We start from the raw sequence: 23417 nt of genomic DNA, 5'->3' as shown, positions 1-23417 counted from the left end.
TGTAGTTAATAGCTACATTATTTGACGTTAGCTGCAGAAGAAGCACCGGCTAACTCCGTGCCAGCAGCCGCGGTAATACGGAGGGTGCGAGCGTTAATCGGAATTACTGGGCGTAAAGCGCATGCAGGTGGTTTGTTAAGTCAGATGTGAAAGCCCGGGGCTCAACCTCGGAATTGCATTTGAAACTGGCAGACTAGAGTACTGTAGAGGGGGGTAGAATTTCAGGTGTAGCGGTGAAATGCGTAGAGATCTGAAGGAATACCGGTGGCGAAGGCGGCCCCCTGGACAGATACTGACACTCAGATGCGAAAGCGTGGGGAGCAAACAGGATTAGATACCCTGGTAGTCCACGCCGTAAACGATGTCTACTTGGAGGTTGTGGCCTTGAGCCGTGGCTTTCGGAGCTAACGCGTTAAGTAGACCGCCTGGGGAGTACGGTCGCAAGATTAAAACTCAAATGAATTGACGGGGGCCCGCACAAGCGGTGGAGCATGTGGTTTAATTCGATGCAACGCGAAGAACCTTACCTACTCTTGACATCCAGAGAATTTTCCAGAGATGGATTAGTGCCTTCGGGAACTCTGAGACAGGTGCTGCATGGCTGTCGTCAGCTCGTGTTGTGAAATGTTGGGTTAAGTCCCGCAACGAGCGCAACCCTTATCCTTGTTTGCCAGCGAGTAATGTCGGGAACTCCAGGGAGACTGCCGGTGATAAACCGGAGGAAGGTGGGGACGACGTCAAGTCATCATGGCCCTTACGAGTAGGGCTACACACGTGCTACAATGGCGCATACAGAGGGCAGCAAGCTAGCGATAGTGAGCGAATCCCAAAAAGTGCGTCGTAGTCCGGATTGGAGTCTGCAACTCGACTCCATGAAGTCGGAATCGCTAGTAATCGTGGATCAGAATGCCACGGTGAATACGTTCCCGGGCCTTGTACACACCGCCCGTCACACCATGGGAGTGGGCTGCAAAAGAAGTGGGTAGTTTAACCTTCGGGGGGACGCTCACCACTTTGTGGTTCATGACTGGGGTGAAGTCGTAACAAGGTAGCCCTAGGGGAACCTGGGGCTGGATCACCTCCTTATACGATGATTATTGCGATGAGTGTTCACACAGATTGATATGTCTTATTAAGAGCCCTTTATTAGTGTCCCGTTCGTCTAGAGGCCTAGGACACCGCCCTTTCACGGCGGTAACAGGGGTTCGACTCCCCTACGGGATACCATCTTTAAGCGTACTTGATTAAGTGCTTTTAAAAATGGTTACTTCTTCGGAAGTGATTAGCTCTTTAACAATTTGGAAAGCTGACAAATCAACAATTTATTGTTGATTGTAAAGTTCTCAATGTTTGTCTTTATGACAAACACCAATACAACACATTCAAGTGTTCTTGGAATTTGAGTCCGGCAAAATCGAGTCTGCATCATGTATAAAAATTGCAGACAACTTTGGTTGTTTAAACAACATCCTCAAGATTCGCTTTGCGAAACTCTTTGGGGTTGTATGGTTAAGTGACTAAGCGTACACGGTGGATGCCTTGGCAGTCAGAGGCGATGAAGGACGTATTAACTTGCGATAAGCCCAGATTAGGCAGTAAAAGCCACTTGAGTCTGGGATTTCCGAATGGGGAAACCCACATGCATAAGCATGTATCATTAACTGAATACATAGGTTAATGAGGCGAACCGGGGGAACTGAAACATCTAAGTACCCCGAGGAAAAGAAATCAACCGAGATTCCGAAAGTAGCGGCGAGCGAAATTGGACTAGCCCTTAAGCTTTATATGCGTTAGACGAACGGTCTGGAAAGTCCGGCGATACAGGGTGATAGCCCCGTAGTCGACAACGCACATTCAGTGAAATCGAGTAGGGCGGGACACGTGATATCCTGTCTGAATATGGGGGGACCATCCTCCAAGGCTAAATACTACTGACTGACCGATAGTGAACCAGTACCGTGAGGGAAAGGCGAAAAGAACCCCTGTGAGGGGAGTGAAATAGAACCTGAAACCGTGTACGTACAAGCAGTAGGAGCACCTTCGTGGTGTGACTGCGTACCTTTTGTATAATGGGTCAGCGACTTATATTCAGTAGCAAGGTTAACCATCTAGGGGAGCCGTAGAGAAATCGAGTCTTAACTGGGCGTCGAGTTGCTGGATATAGACCCGAAACCAGGTGATCTAGCCATGGGCAGGTTGAAGGTTGAGTAACATCAACTGGAGGACCGAACCGACTAATGTTGAAAAATTAGCGGATGACTTGTGGCTAGGGGTGAAAGGCCAATCAAACCTGGAGATAGCTGGTTCTCCCCGAAATCTATTTAGGTAGAGCCTCGGACGAATACTACTGGGGGTAGAGCACTGTTAAGGCTAGGGGGTCATCCCGACTTACCAACCCTTTGCAAACTCCGAATACCAGTAAGTACTATCCGGGAGACACACGGCGGGTGCTAACGTCCGTCGTGGAGAGGGAAACAACCCAGACCGCCAGCTAAGGTCCCAAATTATAGCTAAGTGGGAAACGATGTGGGAAGGCTTAGACAGCTAGGATGTTGGCTTAGAAGCAGCCATCATTTAAAGAAAGCGTAATAGCTCACTAGTCGAGTCGGCCTGCGCGGAAGATGTAACGGGGCTAAGCTATAAACCGAAGCTGCGGCAATGACTTTTAGTCATTGGGTAGGGGAGCGTTCTGTAAGCCGTTGAAGGTGTGTTGTAAAGCATGCTGGAGGTATCAGAAGTGCGAATGCTGACATGAGTAACGATAAAGGGGGTGAAAAACCCCCTCGCCGGAAGACCAAGGGTTCCTGTCCAACGTTAATCGGGGCAGGGTAAGTCGACCCCTAAGGCGAGGCCGAAAGGCGTAGTCGATGGGAAACGGGTTAATATTCCCGTACTTCTTACAATTGCGATGGGGGGACGGAGAAGGCTAGGTGGGCCTGGCGACGGTTGTCCAGGTTCAAGTGCGTAGGCTTAAGAGTTAGGTAAATCCGGCTCTTTCTAAGGCTGAGACACGACGTCGAGCACCTACGGGTGTGAAGTCATTGATGCCATGCTTCCAGGAAAAGCCTCTAAGCTTCAGATTGTAAGGAATCGTACCCCAAACCGACACAGGTGGTCGGGTAGAGAATACCAAGGCGCTTGAGAGAACTCGGGTGAAGGAACTAGGCAAAATGGTACCGTAACTTCGGGAGAAGGTACGCTCTTGACGGTGAAGTCCCTCGCGGATGGAGCTATTGAGAGTCGCAGATACCAGGTGGCTGCAACTGTTTATTAAAAACACAGCACTGTGCAAAATCGTAAGATGACGTATACGGTGTGACGCCTGCCCGGTGCCGGAAGGTTAATTGATGGGGTTAGACTTCGGTCGAAGCTCTTGATCGAAGCCCCGGTAAACGGCGGCCGTAACTATAACGGTCCTAAGGTAGCGAAATTCCTTGTCGGGTAAGTTCCGACCTGCACGAATGGCGTAATGATGGCCACGCTGTCTCCACCCGAGACTCAGTGAAATTGAAATCGCTGTGAAGATGCAGTGTACCCGCGGCTAGACGGAAAGACCCCGTGAACCTTTACTACAGCTTGGCACTGAACATTGACCCTACATGTGTAGGATAGGTGGGAGGCTTTGAAGACGGTACGCCAGTATCGTTGGAGCCGTCCTTGAAATACCACCCTTGTAGTGTTGATGTTCTAACGTTGACCCCTGAATCGGGGTTGCGGACAGTGCCTGGTGGGTAGTTTGACTGGGGCGGTCTCCTCCCAAAGAGTAACGGAGGAGCACGAAGGTGGGCTAATCACGGTTGGACATCGTGAGGTTAGTGCAATGGCATAAGCCCGCTTGACTGCGAGAATGACAATTCGAGCAGGTGCGAAAGCAGGTCATAGTGATCCGGTGGTTCTGTATGGAAGGGCCATCGCTCAACGGATAAAAGGTACTCCGGGGATAACAGGCTGATACCGCCCAAGAGTTCATATCGACGGCGGTGTTTGGCACCTCGATGTCGGCTCATCACATCCTGGGGCTGAAGTCGGTCCCAAGGGTATGGCTGTTCGCCATTTAAAGTGGTACGCGAGCTGGGTTTAGAACGTCGTGAGACAGTTCGGTCCCTATCTGCCGTGGGCGTTGGAAGATTGAAGGGGGCTGCTCCTAGTACGAGAGGACCGGAGTGGACGAACCTCTGGTGTTCGGGTTGTGTCGCCAGACGCATTGCCCGGTAGCTAAGTTCGGAATCGATAACCGCTGAAAGCATCTAAGCGGGAAGCGAGCCCTGAGATGAGTCTTCCCTGACCCCTTGAGGGTCCTAAAGGGTTGTTCGAGACTAGAACGTTGATAGGCAGGGTGTGTAAGCGTTGTGAGGCGTTGAGCTAACCTGTACTAATTGCCCGTGAGGCTTAACCATACAACACCCAAAGGGTTTTGATGGACTCAAATAAGAACATTGAATGTGTAAGAACTTCAGCTTTTCAAATTAAAGAATTTGCTTGGCGACCATAGCGATTTGGACCCACCTGATTCCATGCCGAACTCAGAAGTGAAACGAATTAGCGCCGATGGTAGTGTGGGGCTTCCCCATGTGAGAGTAGGACATCGCCAGGCTTTAAATCTGTACTTGCTTAAGATTTAAGCAAGTCACCATAAAGTTTTAAATTATTTTAGAATTTTATGTTGACTTATAGAGTCAGTAGCGTATTATACGCATCCGCTTCGGTGCTAAAGCATTGAAAGCAAAGCTCTTTAACAATATAAACCTATCAATCTGTGTGGGCACTCGTTGATGATAATCCAATTAGAAGCTTCGGCTTCAAATTAGGTTTCAATGAAACGAAGTGACCAACGAGTCGAAAGACTCAGCACAGTCAATTCAAACATTACTTTATGTAATGTTCAGTATTCATTGAGCCGACAAAATCTTAAATTGAAGAGTTTGATCATGGCTCAGATTGAACGCTGGCGGCAGGCCTAACACATGCAAGTCGAGCGGAAACGAGTTATCTGAACCTTCGGGGAACGATAACGGCGTCGAGCGGCGGACGGGTGAGTAATGCCTGGGAAATTGCCCTGATGTGGGGGATAACCATTGGAAACGATGGCTAATACCGCATAATAGCTTCGGCTCAAAGAGGGGGACCTTCGGGCCTCTCGCGTCAGGATATGCCCAGGTGGGATTAGCTAGTTGGTGAGGTAAGGGCTCACCAAGGCGACGATCCCTAGCTGGTCTGAGAGGATGATCAGCCACACTGGAACTGAGACACGGTCCAGACTCCTACGGGAGGCAGCAGTGGGGAATATTGCACAATGGGCGCAAGCCTGATGCAGCCATGCCGCGTGTATGAAGAAGGCCTTCGGGTTGTAAAGTACTTTCAGCAGTGAGGAAGGTGGTGTAGTTAATAGCTACATCATTTGACGTTAGCTGCAGAAGAAGCACCGGCTAACTCCGTGCCAGCAGCCGCGGTAATACGGAGGGTGCGAGCGTTAATCGGAATTACTGGGCGTAAAGCGCATGCAGGTGGTTTGTTAAGTCAGATGTGAAAGCCCGGGGCTCAACCTCGGAATTGCATTTGAAACTGGCAGACTAGAGTACTGTAGAGGGGGGTAGAATTTCAGGTGTAGCGGTGAAATGCGTAGAGATCTGAAGGAATACCGGTGGCGAAGGCGGCCCCCTGGACAGATACTGACACTCAGATGCGAAAGCGTGGGGAGCAAACAGGATTAGATACCCTGGTAGTCCACGCCGTAAACGATGTCTACTTGGAGGTTGTGGCCTTGAGCCGTGGCTTTCGGAGCTAACGCGTTAAGTAGACCGCCTGGGGAGTACGGTCGCAAGATTAAAACTCAAATGAATTGACGGGGGCCCGCACAAGCGGTGGAGCATGTGGTTTAATTCGATGCAACGCGAAGAACCTTACCTACTCTTGACATCCAGAGAACTTTCCAGAGATGGATTGGTGCCTTCGGGAACTCTGAGACAGGTGCTGCATGGCTGTCGTCAGCTCGTGTTGTGAAATGTTGGGTTAAGTCCCGCAACGAGCGCAACCCTTATCCTTGTTTGCCAGCGAGTAATGTCGGGAACTCCAGGGAGACTGCCGGTGATAAACCGGAGGAAGGTGGGGACGACGTCAAGTCATCATGGCCCTTACGAGTAGGGCTACACACGTGCTACAATGGCGCATACAGAGGGCAGCAAGCTAGCGATAGTGAGCGAATCCCAAAAAGTGCGTCGTAGTCCGGATTGGAGTCTGCAACTCGACTCCATGAAGTCGGAATCGCTAGTAATCGTGGATCAGAATGCCACGGTGAATACGTTCCCGGGCCTTGTACACACCGCCCGTCACACCATGGGAGTGGGCTGCAAAAGAAGTGGGTAGTTTAACCTTCGGGGGGACGCTCACCACTTTGTGGTTCATGACTGGGGTGAAGTCGTAACAAGGTAGCCCTAGGGGAACCTGGGGCTGGATCACCTCCTTATACGATGATTATTGCGATGAGTGTTCACACAGATTGATGGTTTATGTAGTTTAAGAGACGATACTGGGTCTGTAGCTCAGGTGGTTAGAGCGTTCGCCTGATAAGCGAGAGGTCGGTGGTTCAAGTCCACTCAGACCCACCAATTTCCTTTGGACATTGGCACACAGTATCAACACCTGATGGGGCTATAGCTCAGCTGGGAGAGCGCCTGCCTTGCACGCAGGAGGTCTGCGGTTCGATCCCGCATAGCTCCACCATCTTTAAGTGTTCTTTCACAAGAATCTTTAAACATGGTTTTCATTAGAAAATCTGCTCTTTAACAATTTGGAAAGCTGACAAATCAACAATTTATTGTTGATTGTAAAGTTCTCAATGTTTGTCTTTATAGACAAACACCAATACAACACATTCAAGTGTTCTTGGAATTTGAGTCCGGCAAAATCGAGTCTGCATCATGTATAAAAATTGCAGACAACTTTGGTTGTTTAAACAACATCCTCAAGATTCGCTTCGCGAAACTCTTTGGGGTTGTATGGTTAAGTGACTAAGCGTACACGGTGGATGCCTTGGCAGTCAGAGGCGATGAAGGACGTATTAACTTGCGATAAGCCCAGATTAGGCAGTAAAAGCCACTTGAGTCTGGGATTTCCGAATGGGGAAACCCACGTGCATAAGCACGTATCATTAACTGAATACATAGGTTAATGAGGCGAACCGGGGGAACTGAAACATCTAAGTACCCCGAGGAAAAGAAATCAACCGAGATTCCGAAAGTAGCGGCGAGCGAAATTGGACTAGCCCTTAAGCTTTATATGCGTTAGACGAACGGTCTGGAAAGTCCGGCGATACAGGGTGATAGCCCCGTAGTCGACAACGCACATTCAGTGAAATCGAGTAGGGCGGGACACGTGATATCCTGTCTGAATATGGGGGGACCATCCTCCAAGGCTAAATACTACTGACTGACCGATAGTGAACCAGTACCGTGAGGGAAAGGCGAAAAGAACCCCTGTGAGGGGAGTGAAATAGAACCTGAAACCGTGTACGTACAAGCAGTAGGAGCACCTTCGTGGTGTGACTGCGTACCTTTTGTATAATGGGTCAGCGACTTATATTCAGTAGCAAGGTTAACCATCTAGGGGAGCCGTAGAGAAATCGAGTCTTAACTGGGCGTCGAGTTGCTGGATATAGACCCGAAACCAGGTGATCTAGCCATGGGCAGGTTGAAGGTTGAGTAACATCAACTGGAGGACCGAACCGACTAATGTTGAAAAATTAGCGGATGACTTGTGGCTAGGGGTGAAAGGCCAATCAAACCTGGAGATAGCTGGTTCTCCCCGAAATCTATTTAGGTAGAGCCTCGGACGAATACTACTGGGGGTAGAGCACTGTTAAGGCTAGGGGGTCATCCCGACTTACCAACCCTTTGCAAACTCCGAATACCAGTAAGTACTATCCGGGAGACACACGGCGGGTGCTAACGTCCGTCGTGGAGAGGGAAACAACCCAGACCGCCAGCTAAGGTCCCAAATTATAGCTAAGTGGGAAACGATGTGGGAAGGCTTAGACAGCTAGGATGTTGGCTTAGAAGCAGCCATCATTTAAAGAAAGCGTAATAGCTCACTAGTCGAGTCGGCCTGCGCGGAAGATGTAACGGGGCTAAGCTATAAACCGAAGCTGCGGCAATGTGCTTTGCACATTGGGTAGGGGAGCGTTCTGTAAGCCGTTGAAGGTGGATTGTAAAGTCTGCTGGAGGTATCAGAAGTGCGAATGCTGACATGAGTAACGATAAAGGGGGTGAAAAACCCCCTCGCCGGAAGACCAAGGGTTCCTGTCCAACGTTAATCGGGGCAGGGTAAGTCGACCCCTAAGGCGAGGCCGAAAGGCGTAGTCGATGGGAAACGGGTTAATATTCCCGTACTTCTTACAATTGCGATGGGGGGACGGAGAAGGCTAGGTGGGCCTGGCGACGGTTGTCCAGGTTCAAGTGCGTAGGCTTAAGAGTTAGGTAAATCCGGCTCTTTCTAAGGCTGAGACACGACGTCGAGCACCTACGGGTGTGAAGTCATTGATGCCATGCTTCCAGGAAAAGCCTCTAAGCTTCAGATTGTAAGGAATCGTACCCCAAACCGACACAGGTGGTCGGGTAGAGAATACCAAGGCGCTTGAGAGAACTCGGGTGAAGGAACTAGGCAAAATGGTACCGTAACTTCGGGAGAAGGTACGCTCTTGACGGTGAAGTCCCTCGCGGATGGAGCTATTGAGAGTCGCAGATACCAGGTGGCTGCAACTGTTTATTAAAAACACAGCACTGTGCAAAATCGTAAGATGACGTATACGGTGTGACGCCTGCCCGGTGCCGGAAGGTTAATTGATGGGGTTAGACTTCGGTCGAAGCTCTTGATCGAAGCCCCGGTAAACGGCGGCCGTAACTATAACGGTCCTAAGGTAGCGAAATTCCTTGTCGGGTAAGTTCCGACCTGCACGAATGGCGTAATGATGGCCACGCTGTCTCCACCCGAGACTCAGTGAAATTGAAATCGCTGTGAAGATGCAGTGTACCCGCGGCTAGACGGAAAGACCCCGTGAACCTTTACTACAGCTTGGCACTGAACATTGACCCTACATGTGTAGGATAGGTGGGAGGCTTTGAAGACGGTACGCCAGTATCGTTGGAGCCGTCCTTGAAATACCACCCTTGTAGTGTTGATGTTCTAACGTTGACCCCTGAATCGGGGTTGCGGACAGTGCCTGGTGGGTAGTTTGACTGGGGCGGTCTCCTCCCAAAGAGTAACGGAGGAGCACGAAGGTGGGCTAATCACGGTTGGACATCGTGAGGTTAGTGCAATGGCATAAGCCCGCTTGACTGCGAGAATGACAATTCGAGCAGGTGCGAAAGCAGGTCATAGTGATCCGGTGGTTCTGTATGGAAGGGCCATCGCTCAACGGATAAAAGGTACTCCGGGGATAACAGGCTGATACCGCCCAAGAGTTCATATCGACGGCGGTGTTTGGCACCTCGATGTCGGCTCATCACATCCTGGGGCTGAAGTCGGTCCCAAGGGTATGGCTGTTCGCCATTTAAAGTGGTACGCGAGCTGGGTTTAGAACGTCGTGAGACAGTTCGGTCCCTATCTGCCGTGGGCGTTGGAAGATTGAAGGGGGCTGCTCCTAGTACGAGAGGACCGGAGTGGACGAACCTCTGGTGTTCGGGTTGTGTCGCCAGACGCATTGCCCGGTAGCTAAGTTCGGAATCGATAACCGCTGAAAGCATCTAAGCGGGAAGCGAGCCCTGAGATGAGTCTTCCCTGACCCCTTGAGGGTCCTAAAGGGTTGTTCGAGACTAGAACGTTGATAGGCAGGGTGTGTAAGCGTTGTGAGGCGTTGAGCTAACCTGTACTAATTGCCCGTGAGGCTTAACCATACAACACCCAAAGGGTTTTGATGGACTCAAAGAAAGAACATTGAATGTGTAAGAACTCCAGCTTTTCAAATTAAAGAATTTGCTTGGCGACCATAGCGATTTGGACCCACCTGATTCCATGCCGAACTCAGAAGTGAAACGAATTAGCGCCGATGGTAGTGTGGGGCTTCCCCATGTGAGAGTAGGACATCGCCAGGCTTTAAATTTAGACTTTAAGTCTAACCAGTGCGGAGCGGTAGTTCAGTTGGTTAGAATACCGGCCTGTCACGCCGGGGGTCGCGGGTTCGAGTCCCGTCCGCTCCGCCACTTATTTAGAAAGCCTAGTCTTATGACTAGGCTTTCGTCGTTTTAAAAGCCCGTTGCTCTCGCAACGGGCTTTTTGCGTTTATAAGGCTTACAAGTTATCTGTTTCTCATATACTTCATGATGAATATAAATAGCAAAAGTATATCATTCTGTTAAAATGCGCACTCTTCTCAACGTAGTGAAAGTAACGTGACAACGACTTATGAGATAGGATTTAAGAAAACTTTTGCATGGATAACAGCAACGTTTGTTCTGTTTATAGCATTACTTATTATTGATTCGGCTGAAGAGTCAAAATTTGAGTACCTTCAAGAAAAACTAAGGGTCGAGCAATCATTGGAAGAGTTGACCCAAGTGGTTAACGCGCTTGAATACAACATCACAGCTCTATATCCACTTCATAATGAAGAGTACGTGCTTCCACATACTATCAACTTATCAGGTATCACTTGTAATTTTAGTGGTGTCAGTAGTGATGGCGAAGATTACGATTTCTTGTTCTCTGGCCCAACAGAGATGTGCGATGTTAACTCTGAGCTTTATAAAGAAGCTTACCGACGCCTCTTCATCGCGCCATCAATGGCTTATTTTTCAAAGTCGATTGAGTCTATCTCGGCTATCTACTTCTTATCTAAAGACAAGTTCATCATCTCTTCACCACAAGAGTTTGCCCAAGCAATCAAGGGAGACACGTTTGATAGTGTTGTTTTGAATCGTCCTTATTGGATTAACACGGTACGTCACGGATTAACCCAGCAGCAAGAGCGAGTCGTATATACAGGAGACTACGAAGACTACATGACAGGTCTCAAAGTGGTGACGATCACGAAAGGTGTCTATGTAGATGGCGAGTTCAAAGGCGTTCTAGCGATAGATACCTATTTAGAGAGTCTATTGCATGACAAGCTCTCTGGTTATCGTTTGTCGGCGACTCCTGGACCGAACTTAAAGGATCTGGTTAGCTTTACTTTCTCTGCTCCTGTTTATATTCATGGTGAGCACTCAGGGCTCTATTTGAATGTCGATGAGCCCAAACGGGTTCATATTATCCATATTATTAACCATGAACAGAGTCAGCTAATGATTCTGCTCTTTGCGTATGCACTAGCAATTGCATTCATTTGGTATCGATACACTCAAGCAACTCAGTCAACGTTGAAAGAACTTGCTATGCGAGACCCATTGACAGGGTTAAGCAACCGTAGAGGGTTTGAAGATCGTCTAAAGGCTCAAGATGAACTGCGCTTTCTAGGCTTAGGTGTATTTGATATTGATGACTTTAAGCGAGTCAACGACCAATTCGGCCATGAGGTTGGTGACCAAGTGATCGATCATATTGGCTCGTTGATCACGGATAGTTTGAGGCAATGCGATATTGTTGCTCGGTTTGGTGGTGAAGAGTTTGTTGTCGCTGTTACTGGAGAGTCGAACGAATTGATTTCTTCGATATTCGAACGTATTCAACGTGACGTTAGCTTGCAAGGCTATCGCTTAAAAAGTGGTGAAAGGATTGATGTAACGGTGTCAGGCGGCGTTCAAATCTATGCGACTCACCACTTCGACAATCTGCGTCACCTGTGGAGTAGTCAAGGGATAAGGAAAGCAGACGAACTGCTTTATCAAGCTAAGATCTCCGGTAAGAATCAAGTTTGTATTGATACAGATTAACTAAAAAAGGTCAGTAAGCTACTGACCTTTTTTGTACTTAGAACATTATTGATGAATTAAAGAATGATATCTCTAACTTCAGGATCTTTACGTTCTAGGTAATGTGTTGATTTAATACGACGAATCGTACGACAACGGCCACGGATTAATAGAGTTTCAGTCGTTGCAATATTACCTTGGCGAGAGATACCATCTAGTAAATCACCCTTAGTAATACCTGTTGCTGAGAAAACAACATTGTCACTACGTGCCATATCTTCCATCGTTAGAACGACATTAGCTTTTACGCCCATTTCTTCACAACGTTTAAGCTCCGCAGCACCGTAAATTCGGTTTTCTTCACTATCACCTTTTACTTCGTGACGAGATAGAAGCTGACCATGCATATCACCATCTAGTGCACGAATGACAGCAGCAGATACTACACCTTCTGGAGCGCCACCGATGCAGTACATTGCATCCACTTCGCTATCAGGCATACAAGTTAAGATTGAAGCAGCAACGTCACCATCAGGCACAGCAAATACACGTACACCCATTGCTTGCATTTCTGCAATAACCTTGTCATGGCGAGGTTTTGCTAACGTGATAACAACTAGGGTATCTAATGTTTTATTTAGCGCTTTAGCGATGTTTTCTAAGTTCTCTTTTAGTGGTTTATTTAGGTCGATACAACCTTTTGCACCCGGACCGACAACCAGCTTTTCCATGTACATATCTGGCGCTTTAAGGAAACTTCCTTTCTCTCCGGCTGCAAGAACAGCAAGCGCGTTTGACTGGCCCATTGCCGTCATTCGAGTGCCTTCAATTGGATCGACTGCGATATCGACTTCGTCACCACCAATGCCAACGTTCTCGCCAATGTAAAGCATCGGAGCATCATCGATCTCGCCTTCACCAATTACGATCTCTCCGCTGATCTCTGTTTTGTTGAGTAGGGTGCGCATGACTTCCACTGCTGCACCATCAGCTGCATTTTTATCGCCTCGGCCAAGCCACTTGTAACCAGCTAGTGCTGCGCCTTCGGTAACTCGAGAAAATGCCATTGCTAAATCGCGTTTCATGATGACTCCAAAATTAAAGGAAAGAGAAAAATAAAAACGGGCGAATTTTAGCATATCAAGAAGGAAACGTTTGCTTTTTTAATTGAACGACCATTGAACTGCATCAATCTATCGAGTTAAATTGGTCATTGAGATCAACGAGCTCCCTAGATGTAAGGCTATTGTCAATTTGCGCTGTTTTTTTGACCGAATGGTGCAAAATATCAAATATAGGGAGTGTTTATCAGCTCTCGGCTGAGTAGAATGGAACAAAATAGGTTTTGGTACATCAGTGGCCAAAACCCTTATCCGAATAAATATAGGTAGGCTAAGATGTCTTTTGAAGTACTAGAACAACTAGAAACTAAAATCCAAACTGCAGTAGATACTATTGCCCTTCTACAAATGGAAGTTGAAGAGCTTAAAGAAGAAAAAGAGAAGCTAGCTACTGAAGCTAACGAGTTACGTGCAAATCGCGAAGAGCTAGAACAGAAAGCTCAACAGATGCAGCAAGAGCACACAGCATGGCAAGAGCGCATCCGTAACCTACTAGGCAAAATGGATGAAGTAGAGTAATTATTACTCTGCCTAACTCAGATTGAAAAGCTGGACATAATGTTCAGCTTTTTTGCTTTTTATAGAAGAAAAATAGCCGATGAAGGCATCGGCTATTTCTTGGATTTTTGAGGGTGGTATTAAGCTGAAGGGCGAACACCAAGTGTGTGACACAGTGCGTAGGTCATCTCTGCACGGTTTAGTGTATAGAAGTGGAAATCTTTAACACCTTCGCGGCTAAGAGTTCGAACCATGTCGATTGCTTGGCTAGCTCCAACTAACTGGCGTGTTGTTGGGTCGTCATCTAACCCTTCAAACTGTTGAGCCATCCATCCCGGAACCTTTACATTGTTCATCGCAGCGAAGCGAGAGGCTTGCTTAAAGTTCGAAACAGGGAGGATACCTGGGACGATTTCTACATCAATACCTGCTGCGACACTGCGGTCACGAAAACGCAGGTAGCTCTCTACATCGAAGAAGAACTGAGTGATTGCACGGTTGGCGCCAGCATCAACTTTGCGTTTTAGGTTTAGCAGGTCAGACTGAGCGCTCTTTGCTTCAGGGTGAACTTCAGGGAAAGCAGCAACAGAGATATCGAAGTCATGACGCTCTTTTAGCAGAGTGACAAGGTCAGATGCGTACATTTCTGGAGCACCACCACCAGGTGGAATGTCACCACGCAGAGCAACAATGCTTTGGATTCCGTTTGCCCAGTAGTCATCAGCGATTTGGATTAGTTCTTCACGCGAAGCATCTATACATGTCAGGTGCGGTGCCGCGACTAGACCCGTTTGGTCTTTAATCTCTTTGATGATGGAATGAGTTCTGTCTCGTTCTCCAGAGTTGGCTCCGTAAGTAACAGAGACAAATTTAGGTTTTAGAGTTTTTAGACGATGTACTGAGTTCCACAGTGTCTCTTCCATTTTTTCACTGCTTGGTGGAAAAAACTCAAATGATACGTTGATATTGTCAGACAGTTCAGCGATATTCTGATTTAAAGCGTCAATATGACTGGCGTGCGTGTATCCCATCTTACTCTCCCTGTGGCCATCAGTGCCGAAAAACTCAAAAATCCAAATCGACGTTTAGACGTCTATATGTCTACAGAATGTATTGAATACGATTTAATGTCAACCGTACTATTATGAATTTTTTTCAAGTTAATTATTAGCTAAGTTCAAGTTTGGTTGAAAGGGATTCATGCAGAGGATAGAGAGGAAGATAGGCGCAGTACTCACTGCGCCTACAGAGCTTAAAGTAAGCTAGAAAGGAAGTTTAAGTCTGATTGAATAGCGCCAGCGGTAACTTCTCTACCTGCCCCTGGGCCACGAATGACTAATGGATTGTCCTTGTACCACTTACTCTCGATGGCGAAGATGTTGTCACATGGCAATAAGTTAGCTAAAGCGTGTTCTTTATTTAGCGCTTCTACGCCAACTGTTGCAGTGCCATTCTTTTCTAGACGTGCGACATATCTTAGTACCTTATCGTCGCGCTGAGCCTTTTCTAGGCGCTCTGCGAGTAACTCACTCAGTAGTTGGCTCTTGTCTAAGAATTCATCTAAAGAAACGTCAGCCAGTTCTGCAGGTACTAAACTCTCCACTTTGACTGCTTCTGGCTCTAAAGACAGTCCAGATTCACGCGCTAAGATCACTAGCTTACGCATTACGTCTGAGCCATCTAAATCACTACGAGGGTCAGGTTCTGTTAGGCCTTGTTGCCAAGCTAAGTCGACAAGCTCAGCAAATGGGATGCTGCCATCATATTGTTGGAATAGCCAAGATAGAGTGCCAGAGAAGATTCCTGATAGTGCGATGATGTCATCACCACTTTTTCGTAGGTCACGTACAGTGTGGTTGATTGGAAGTCCTGCACCAACAGTGGCATTGTACAACCAATGACGATTGATCTTAGCAAATGCATCTTGCACTTGGTGGTAGTATTCACTGGATGCTGAACCGGCAACTTTATTAGCTGATATTAGATGCATGCCTTGTTCGGCAATTTCAAGATAGCGGCCTGCTAAAGTTTGGCTTGCGGTCACATCAAGTACAACGACATCGTCATAACCTTGTAGCGCACCTAATCTTTCAATCCAGTTACTACCTTCGTGGCTAACAGACTCTTCATCAAAGTGCGCAGCTACTTTCGTCGCATCAATGCCTTTTGAATCGAACCAATACGTTTGGCTATCTACCACAGCGACTAGCTCGAAATTCATACCATGGCGTTTTTCTAGTTCATTTTTTTGCTCAGTGAAAAGCTCGATCCAGCTAGAACCAATATTACCTTTGCCACATAGAGCGATTGCGACACGTTTTTGAGCCTGGAAAAGCTGACTGTGAATCGACTTAACTAGTGGGTTTGTGTCGGTTGTACGCAAAACCGCGACTAAGCTGAGACGCGATAGTGACTCTGAGATAAATTCGATAGGAGCATTTTTCAGTTGCTGGTAGAAACCGTAACAGTGATTCGCATTAGTCGTGACGCCCGCACCAACGGCAGCGACCATTGAGTAACCTTCTTTTAGCTTAATTTCAGCTTCGATAGCGGCGTCCTGCAGATGTTCTAGTGCACCACCGGCAATTTCGGCAGTGTAAGCTAAACGCAGACAGTGTTGATCTGGTTGAGTTTCATAAGTCAGTGGCTCTAGCTGAGCACGTTTTAGGCTTGTTAGTACCTCATTTTCTACACGCTGGAAGTCATGGCCAGAAGCGAAGTTCAGCTCTATCAATAGTACTTCATCAAGTGAAGAAATAATTTTCGCGCCGCGTCCAGAAGCTAGTACTCGTTCAATACGTGTCGATCCTGATTCAGGTTGGTAGCTGCAACGTAAATGCAGATCCATAGTGCTTTGCGCAACAGGCTGTAAAGTTCTGCTGTGAAGTACTGGTGCCGCTAAGCGTGCAAGCTCACTCGCTTCATCTAAACGGAGTAGTGGTAATAAACAAGCGTCAGAGACCAAACGAGGGTCGGCACTGTAAACGCCCGCTACGTCACTCCATATCGTCACTTGGCTTGCTTCTGCCAATGCACCAATAACAGTTGCGGAGTAGTCAGAACCGTTACGACCTAGTAGAACCGTATGGCCTTGACTATCTTGAGCCATAAAGCCAGTGATCACGATGCGGTGATGTGAATGCTGTGCGAGAACTTCTTTAATGAGCGGATAAGAAGTACCGAAGTCTACTTCTGGTTGCGTGCCTGCTTCGGCGCGAAGAAATGCTCGAGCATCTTGTGCTACCGCAGGCAATTCACTTTGATTAAGAAGGGCTGAGAGCAAGCGAGAAGACCACATTTCACCGTGACCTAAAACGGCTGCTTTCTCTGCCTCAGTCAATGGTGAGGTGAGTTCTCCTAAAGTACTGAACTCATCACGAAGCGTCGCCAATAGTTTGGTTTTTTCTTCACCATCTAACAGTTCTTCTACTAATCCAATTTGAAATTGGCGCAGTGCTTGAAGCTCTTCATGCGCAATACGGCCATCTTTGGTAAGTGCCTCTAGAAATTCGATCAGACGGTTTGTTGTTTTACCTGCGGCCGAAACAACAATCAGATCATCAGGTTTAGAGTACTCTTTTAATATTCCAACTACTCGGCGGTAGCACTCTGGGTCTGCTAAGCTGCTGCCACCAAACTTATGTAGCTGACGAACAATAGACATTAGAAGGCCTCCTTAGCTTTAGCAAAGGCCTGCTCTAAATCATCAATCAGGTCATCGGCATCTTCTAGGCCTACAGATAAGCGTAGTAACTGCTGTGAAACGCCTGCTTCAGCAAGTGCTTCTTCACCCATTGCTCGGTGTGTCATCGATGCAGGGTGACAAATAAGGCTTTCTACACCACCAAGAGATTCAGCCAGAGAGAACAGTGCCAGTTCGCCAACAAAAAACTTCAACTGATCGAAGCTACCAGCAAACTCAAAGCTAAGCATAGAGCCGAAACCAGATTGCTGTTTCTTGGCAATCTCATGGCCAGGATGGTCTGGTAAGCTCGGGTGGTAGATGTTGCCGACCAGTTCTTGAGTCTGCAAGAAATCTAAGATCTTACTTGAGCTCTCTTCATGTACCTTCATACGAGCACCAAGTGTACGAATACCACGTAGGGTCATATAGCTGTCAAACGGTGTTCCCGTTGCGCCAATACAGTTCCCCCACCAGGCTAGCTCTTCAGCGTGCTGTTCCGATTTAGTAATGACCACACCACCAATGACATCTGAATGACCATTGATGTACTTGGTTGTGGAATGAATTACAAAGTCAGCACCTAGCTCTAAAGGCTTTTGGAACACCGGTGTCAAAAAGGTATTGTCGACAGCGACTAGAGCGCCAACTTGCTTGGCTTTTTCACATACATCTGCAATATCAACGACGCGCACTAATGGGTTGGATGGAGTCTCTAAAAGAATCAATTTTGGCTTTTTGGCAATCGCGGCTGCAAATGCTTGTTCATCGGATTGATCAACAAACTCGACCTTGAAATCACCTTTATTCGCTCGCGTATTGAATAGACGGTAGGTACCGCCATAGCAGTCATGCGGTGCTACGATAAGATCGTCAGGACCTAAAAATGTAGAGACCCAAAGATTAAGAGCTGAAGTACCACAGTTAGTGACCACTGCTCCTTTACCTGATTCTAGTTCGAATAGAGCGGTTTCAAGCAAACCACGGTTAGGGTTACCTGAGCGGGTATAGTCGTATTTTGGTACTTCACCAAAAGCTGGGAAGCCATAGTTGGTCGATAGGTAGATTGGTGGAACAACTGCGTGATGCTGAGTGTCAGACTCGATACCAGTACGTACCGCGATTGTGGCTGGTTTGCGGGTGTTCATAAGTGTTTCCTTTCGAACTTTAGTGACTTCTAGTAGGGAATACGCTATACCTGTCTGTTGTTAGATATATGTTATTCCAATTCCATATCTGTTCACTTTACTTGTCATTTTTGTGGCCGTCAACACTTCTAGACGTCTATATGTCTTTGCTTATGGCCATAAATCCCGCTAAAATTGCGCTTTCTAATTTCAAACATAAATATTTACAAAAGGTGCGCAATGGCAGATTGGAATGGCGAATACATAAGCCCATATGCTGAACATGGAAAGAAAAGCGAACAAGTAAAGAAGATTACGGTTTCTATTCCATTGAAAGTATTGAAGGTATTGACTGATGAACGCACGCGTCGTCAGATTAATAACCTACGCCACGCAACCAATAGTGAGCTACTGTGTGAAGCATTTCTCCATGCCTACACTGGCCAACCATTGCCGACGGATGAAGATTTACGTAAAGATCGCCCAGACGATATTCCTGCAGAAGTGAAAAAACTGATGACAGAGATGGGTATTGAGTTCGAAGCATTTGACGAAGAATAATAAAAACCACAAGCACCTTAGTTTTTCGCTGTGAGCCAATACTGAATAGATACAAAAAAACCGCTGTCCATTGGAGAGCGGTTTTTTATTATCCGTGATTAAAGCGGATTAGCTTGCCATGTAGTTCTCTGGCATTTCGATACGAGCAACACCTGAATCAACCGCTGCTTGAGCTACTGCTTTTGCTACACGCGGAAGTAAACGTGAATCCATTGGCTTAGGAATGATGTAACCAGGGCCAAATGATAGTGATTCAACACCTGCTGCAGCAAGAACTTCAGCTGGTACTTCTTCTTTAGCTAGCTGACGAATCGCATCAACCGCTGCTAGTTTCATTTCGTCATTGATTTCACTTGCGCGAACGTCTAGTGCACCACGGAAAATGAATGGGAAACAAAGTACGTTGTTTACTTGGTTAGGGTAGTCACTACGGCCTGTACCCATAATAAGATCATCACGAACTTCATGAGCAAGCTCTGGCTTGATTTCTGGATCAGGGTTTGAACATGCGAATACAACAGGCTTGTCTGCCATTAGTTTTAGCGCTTCTGGTGACAGTAGATTAGGACCAGATACACCTAGGAACAGATCAGCACCTTCAATCACGTCTTCTAGTGTGCGCTTATCTGTGTTGTTGGCGAACAGTTGTTTGTATTCGTTTAGATCGTCACGACGAGTGTGAATAACGCCCTTACGGTCAAGCATGTAGATTTTTTCACGCATTGCGCCACATTTGATCAGTAGCTCCATACATGCAACCGCTGCAGCACCCGCGCCAAGACAAACAATAGTCGCTTCTTCTAGTTTTTTACCTTGCAGCTCAATTGCGTTAAGCATGCCTGCAGCAGTAACGATCGCAGTACCGTGTTGGTCATCATGGAATACTGGTACGTCACAGCGTTCAATAAGTTGCTTTTCAATTTCAAAACAGTCTGGTGCTTTGATGTCTTCAAGGTTAATACCACCGAATGTGTCGGCGATGTTTGCTACGGTATCAACAAACTCTTCGATTGTGCGGTGTTTAACTTCAATATCAATCGAGTCTAGGCCTGCAAAACGTTTAAATAGAAGAGATTTACCTTCCATTACTGGTTTTGACGCTAGAGGGCCTAAGTTACCTAAACCAAGAATCGCGGTGCCGTTAGAGATAACCGCAACCATATTTCCTTTAGAAGTGTATTTGTAAACGTTATCGGCGTTTTGCGCGATTTCACGTACAGGTTCTGCCACGCCAGGGCTGTATGCTAGTGCGAGATCTTTTGCTGTTTCAGCTGGAGTAGTTAGTGCAACTGCAATTTTTCCTGGGGTAGGATAAGCATGGTAGTCCAGTGCTTGTTGGCGGAATTGTTCTTCAGGGGATAGTTCTTGGCGATTGTCATCTGACATGGGTGTAGGTACTCGTTAATAATTATAAATGAAAGGGGGAAATCCATTTTAGAGTAACTAAGTCAAGCTGCATAGGTCAGAATGCGAGCTAAAGCAATAAAATGCGGTAAATGACTGGAGATAAGACCAGATGAATAGAGATATGGCTAGCGAATACGAAATTTAGTAATAGATTACTCTGTAAAATACCAAGTTATTCGGTACCCGATAACAAAAAAGGACGCCTGAGCGTCCTTTTTAGATTCGGTTAAGCAGAAATTACTTCTTGCTTGATAGAGCACCGAAACGCTTGTTAAAGCGATCAACACGGCCGCCTGTATCAACGATACGTTGCTTACCAGTGTAGAATGGGTGACATTTGTCACATACGTCTAGGTGGATAGACTCTTTAGCTAGAGTTGAGTTGAACTCAAAAGAGTTGCCACAAGAACAAGTTGCTTTAACTGCTTTGTATTCTGGGTGGATACCAGCTTTCATGGGAGAACCTCTAAATAGGCCGTGTCGCTATCCGAATCTAAGCCGGACACCACACGTAGTTAATAAAAAATACTCTTGGATACCGCTGCAATAAAGCGAGCCATATCTCTAAGGCGCGATATAGTAATGAATACGCGCGTCTGGATCAACCAATTTGAAGATAAAGTTGCTACTTTTTTAGCCGTTGTTGTTTTCCTTCTGTTATTCGGCCTCCCTTTCCACTGAAACGCTTTTCCCTTAGACTAAATACCGTTTCCTTCCAGTGAGCTCTATTGCCAACTATGCGACCTTTAATAGCCCGAGTAGCACTACCGGTGCCGCTTGATAAGCAGTTTGATTACCAGATTCCTAGCCACCTCTTTCCAGTGATAGGTGGGCGAGTGTCTGTGCCTTTTGGGCGTCAAACATTAGTGGGTATTGTTACTGCGTTTGCCAATGAATCTGAGTTTAGCTTGGATAAATTGAAACCGATTAAGCAAGTGCTGGATAGCCAACCGGTATGGCCAGAAAAGCTCTATTCTTTGCTTTTATGGTGTAGTCAGTTTTACCAGTATCCGTTAGGCGACACTCTATTAAATGCGATGCCGAGCGCTCTTCGTAAAGGTAAGGCTGCAGACTTTGCTTCGTTGGTAGAATGGCAATTGACGGCTGGTGGCCGAGACCAATTAATGCAAGGCTTTGGGCGGGCAGTAAAGCAGGCTAAAGTGATGCACATGCTAGAAGGCGGCGCTGTTTCACATCAGCGTTTTATTGATGAAGAGGTATCGTCCTCAGTATTGAAGACTCTTAGTGAAAAAGGTTGGATTGAGTCTGTTGAAACCAAACCTGTTATTCGAGATTGGTGTCAGAACGTTGAAGCCAATGTGGATAAGCCTAAACTGAACTCGGAGCAAGCTATTGCGATTGCAACAGTTAATAGTGGAGAAGGTTTTGGTTGTTATCTTCTAGAGGGCGTAACTGGTTCGGGCAAAACCGAAGTTTACCTTAATCTGATCAAACCTATTCTCGAGAAGGGCCAACAAGCCTTGGTTCTCGTTCCTGAAATTGGGTTAACACCGCAAACAATTAACCGCTTTAAGAAGCGATTTGACGTTCCTGTGGAAGTGATCCACTCCGGTTTAAATGATACGGAGCGCCTGAACGCATGGCTCAGTGCTCGTGACAATGCATGTGGAATTGTTATTGGCACACGCTCGGCTCTACTGACTCCGTTTGCTAACCTTGGCATCATCATTGTTGATGAAGAACACGACGCCTCATACAAGCAGCAAGACAGCCTTCGTTATCACGCTCGTGATGTAGCTGTGATGCGTGCAAATAAAGAGCAAATTCCAATTGTACTGGGCTCGGCAACTCCGGCACTGGAAACGTTGCATAATGCGCTAGCGGGTAAATACCATCACTTGGTGCTTTCTTCTCGAGCGGGTAGTGCGACCCCGACCACGAATAAAGTCTTAGATGTGAAAGGCCTCTATCTTGAAAGTGGTTTGTCAGCCCCGCTTATTGCAGAAATGCGCAAGCACCTTAAAGCGGGCAACCAGGTTATGTTGTTCCTCAACCGCCGAGGTTTTTCGCCGGCATTGATGTGCCATGAATGCGGCTGGATTGCGGAATGCAAACGCTGTGATGCCTACTATACCTACCACCAATACAGTAATGAAATCCGCTGTCATCATTGTGGTTCTCAGCAGCCCATTATTCACCAATGTCAGGGATGTGGCTCGACTCACTTGGTGACGGTAGGTGTCGGGACAGAGCAGCTAGAAAAGCAGTTAGCGGAACTCTTCCCTGAATATAAAACCATCCGTATTGACCGCGACAGCACACGTCGAAAAGGCAGCCTAGAAAGTGCTTTAGGGGCGATCCGAAATGGTGAGTACCAAATCTTGATTGGCACCCAGATGCTGGCAAAAGGGCACCACTTCCCTGATGTTACGCTGGTGGCATTGCTGGATGTTGATGGCTCTTTATATAGCAGTGATTTTCGTGCTTCTGAGCGTTTAGCACAGCTATTTATCCAAGTGGCAGGCCGTGCAGGTCGTGCAAGTAAACCTGGTGAAGTTGTGCTGCAAACTCACCACCCAGAGCATAGTTTGCTGCAAGCGTTATTGACTAAGAGCTACCGTCACTTCGCTGATACCGCTTTGCAAGAACGAAAGTTAGCTCAATTGCCACCATATAGCTTTTTAACGCTGTTCAGAGCGGAAGCGAATCAGTCCGAAATCGTAGAAGAGTTCTTACGCCAGGTGCGTTATACCCTGGAAGCACATCCTCTATTTGATGATTACTGCCAAGTATTAGGCCCAACACCAGCTCCTTTAGCGAAAAGGGCGGGTAAGTATCGATGGCAGTTGCTGTTGCAGACGCAAAGTCGACCAACGATGCAGAAACTTCTCTCAAGTGCGAAGCCGGCGATTCAAATGTTACCCCATGCGAAAAAAGTGCGTTGGACACTTGATATCGAGCCGCAAGATCTTAGCTGATCTTTTTTGATTGAATGGGAAATGGATTTTCCTAAACGGTACCCCGTTGGCTTTTGAAAAAATGTATATGCAGATTTTTTTCATTTATTTGTGATTGAGATCGCTCATTGGCTGCCTGTTTTGTTAAATCTCCCGTAACTTTACTCCTCGAAATGAATAAACTAGGTCATATGCAAATTGCTGTTTTTCACTGATAGTTGGAAAGTAAAACGTTTGCGTAATAAAGAAATTGAGAAGATAGG

Annotated in this window: 10 protein-coding genes, 4 tRNA genes and 6 rRNA genes; 14 read left to right on the top strand and 6 right to left on the bottom strand. The window is 46.9% G+C overall.

All coding sequences use genetic code 11. The annotated features are described in order from the left end of the window. The 11 genes from AAFX28_RS23220 to AAFX28_RS23170 all read left to right on the top strand — a co-directional run. A 16S ribosomal RNA gene (locus AAFX28_RS23220) occupies positions 1-1086 on the top strand; the annotation flags it as partial. 65 nt (positions 1087-1151) lie between these two features. Continuing rightward, a tRNA-Glu gene (locus tag AAFX28_RS23215) sits at positions 1152-1227 on the top strand. A gap of 280 nt (positions 1228-1507) precedes the next feature. After that, a 23S ribosomal RNA gene (locus tag AAFX28_RS23210) occupies positions 1508-4397 on the top strand. A gap of 81 nt (positions 4398-4478) precedes the next feature. Then, positions 4479-4594, top strand: a 5S ribosomal RNA gene (rrf, locus tag AAFX28_RS23205). A gap of 316 nt (positions 4595-4910) precedes the next feature. Continuing rightward, positions 4911-6463 (top strand): 16S ribosomal RNA (locus AAFX28_RS23200). A gap of 65 nt (positions 6464-6528) precedes the next feature. Beyond that, positions 6529-6605: transfer RNA gene (locus AAFX28_RS23195), tRNA-Ile, on the top strand. 39 nt (positions 6606-6644) lie between these two features. Then, positions 6645-6720: transfer RNA gene (locus AAFX28_RS23190), tRNA-Ala, on the top strand. 277 nt (positions 6721-6997) lie between these two features. After that, a 23S ribosomal RNA gene (locus tag AAFX28_RS23185) occupies positions 6998-9887 on the top strand. 82 nt (positions 9888-9969) lie between these two features. After that, positions 9970-10085: ribosomal RNA gene (gene rrf, locus AAFX28_RS23180) — 5S ribosomal RNA — on the top strand. A 31-nt stretch (positions 10086-10116) separates the two neighbouring features. Next, positions 10117-10193, top strand: a tRNA-Asp gene (locus tag AAFX28_RS23175). A gap of 252 nt (positions 10194-10445) precedes the next feature. Then, positions 10446-11861 carry a diguanylate cyclase gene (locus AAFX28_RS23170; RefSeq protein ID WP_408690932.1) on the top strand — a complete coding sequence of 472 codons (1416 nt, stop codon included), beginning with the start codon at positions 10446-10448 and terminating at the stop codon, positions 11859-11861. A gap of 56 nt (positions 11862-11917) precedes the next feature. Here the strand turns inward: AAFX28_RS23170 and glpX are convergent, their stop codons facing one another. After that, the gene (gene glpX / locus AAFX28_RS23165) at positions 11918-12925 is read right to left on the bottom strand and encodes a class II fructose-bisphosphatase (protein WP_408690840.1); all 1008 of its coding nucleotides are present in this window, start codon (positions 12923-12925) and stop codon (positions 11918-11920) included. A gap of 312 nt (positions 12926-13237) precedes the next feature. Here glpX and zapB point away from each other — a divergent pair, with 312 nt between their 5' ends. After that, positions 13238-13480 (top strand): cell division protein ZapB, encoded by a 243-nt coding sequence (gene zapB, locus AAFX28_RS23160; RefSeq protein ID WP_408690839.1) that lies wholly within the window; start codon positions 13238-13240, stop codon positions 13478-13480. Positions 13481-13599: 119 nt separating this feature from the next. Here the strand turns inward: zapB and metF are convergent, their stop codons facing one another. The 3 genes from metF to AAFX28_RS23145 all read right to left on the bottom strand — a co-directional run bounded on the left by metF (position 13600) and on the right by AAFX28_RS23145 (position 18289). After that, the gene (metF, locus tag AAFX28_RS23155; RefSeq protein ID WP_408690838.1) at positions 13600-14490 is read right to left on the bottom strand and encodes a methylenetetrahydrofolate reductase; all 891 of its coding nucleotides are present in this window, start codon (positions 14488-14490) and stop codon (positions 13600-13602) included. A 221-nt stretch (positions 14491-14711) separates the two neighbouring features. After that, entirely contained in the window at positions 14712-17123 is a 2412-nt protein-coding gene (locus AAFX28_RS23150) for a bifunctional aspartate kinase/homoserine dehydrogenase II (protein ID WP_408690837.1), read from the bottom strand. After that, the gene (locus AAFX28_RS23145) at positions 17123-18289 is read right to left on the bottom strand and encodes an O-succinylhomoserine (thiol)-lyase (protein WP_408690836.1); all 1167 of its coding nucleotides are present in this window, start codon (positions 18287-18289) and stop codon (positions 17123-17125) included. Before AAFX28_RS23145 ends, AAFX28_RS23150 begins: the two co-directional genes overlap by 1 nt. Positions 18290-18508: 219 nt before the next feature. Here AAFX28_RS23145 and metJ point away from each other — a divergent pair, with 219 nt between their 5' ends. Beyond that, complete coding sequence (metJ, locus tag AAFX28_RS23140; RefSeq protein ID WP_004415993.1) at positions 18509-18829, top strand: met regulon transcriptional regulator MetJ; 321 nt, start codon at positions 18509-18511, stop codon at positions 18827-18829. 108 nt (positions 18830-18937) lie between these two features. Here metJ and AAFX28_RS23135 read toward each other — a convergent pair whose 3' ends face one another. Both AAFX28_RS23135 and rpmE read right to left on the bottom strand, forming a co-directional pair. Further along, positions 18938-20215 (bottom strand): malic enzyme-like NAD(P)-binding protein, encoded by a 1278-nt coding sequence (locus AAFX28_RS23135; protein WP_408690835.1) that lies wholly within the window; start codon positions 20213-20215, stop codon positions 18938-18940. 258 nt (positions 20216-20473) lie between these two features. Next, on the bottom strand, positions 20474-20692 hold the full coding sequence (gene rpmE / locus AAFX28_RS23130) for a 50S ribosomal protein L31 (RefSeq protein ID WP_004743259.1): 219 nt from the start codon (positions 20690-20692) through the stop codon (positions 20474-20476). A 281-nt stretch (positions 20693-20973) separates the two neighbouring features. On the opposite strand from rpmE, the gene priA reads away from it, so the two are divergent. Continuing rightward, positions 20974-23175, top strand: a complete 2202-nt coding sequence (gene priA, locus AAFX28_RS23125; protein ID WP_408690834.1) for a primosomal protein N' — start codon at positions 20974-20976, stop codon at positions 23173-23175. Positions 23176-23417: the final 242 nt, after the last annotated feature.

The organism is Vibrio sp. TBV020 (genome assembly GCF_046056895.1).
Lineage (GTDB): Bacteria > Pseudomonadota > Gammaproteobacteria > Enterobacterales > Vibrionaceae > Vibrio.
The sequence above is the reverse complement of the archived record's forward strand: the minus strand, read 5'-3'. Positions and strand labels throughout refer to the sequence as shown.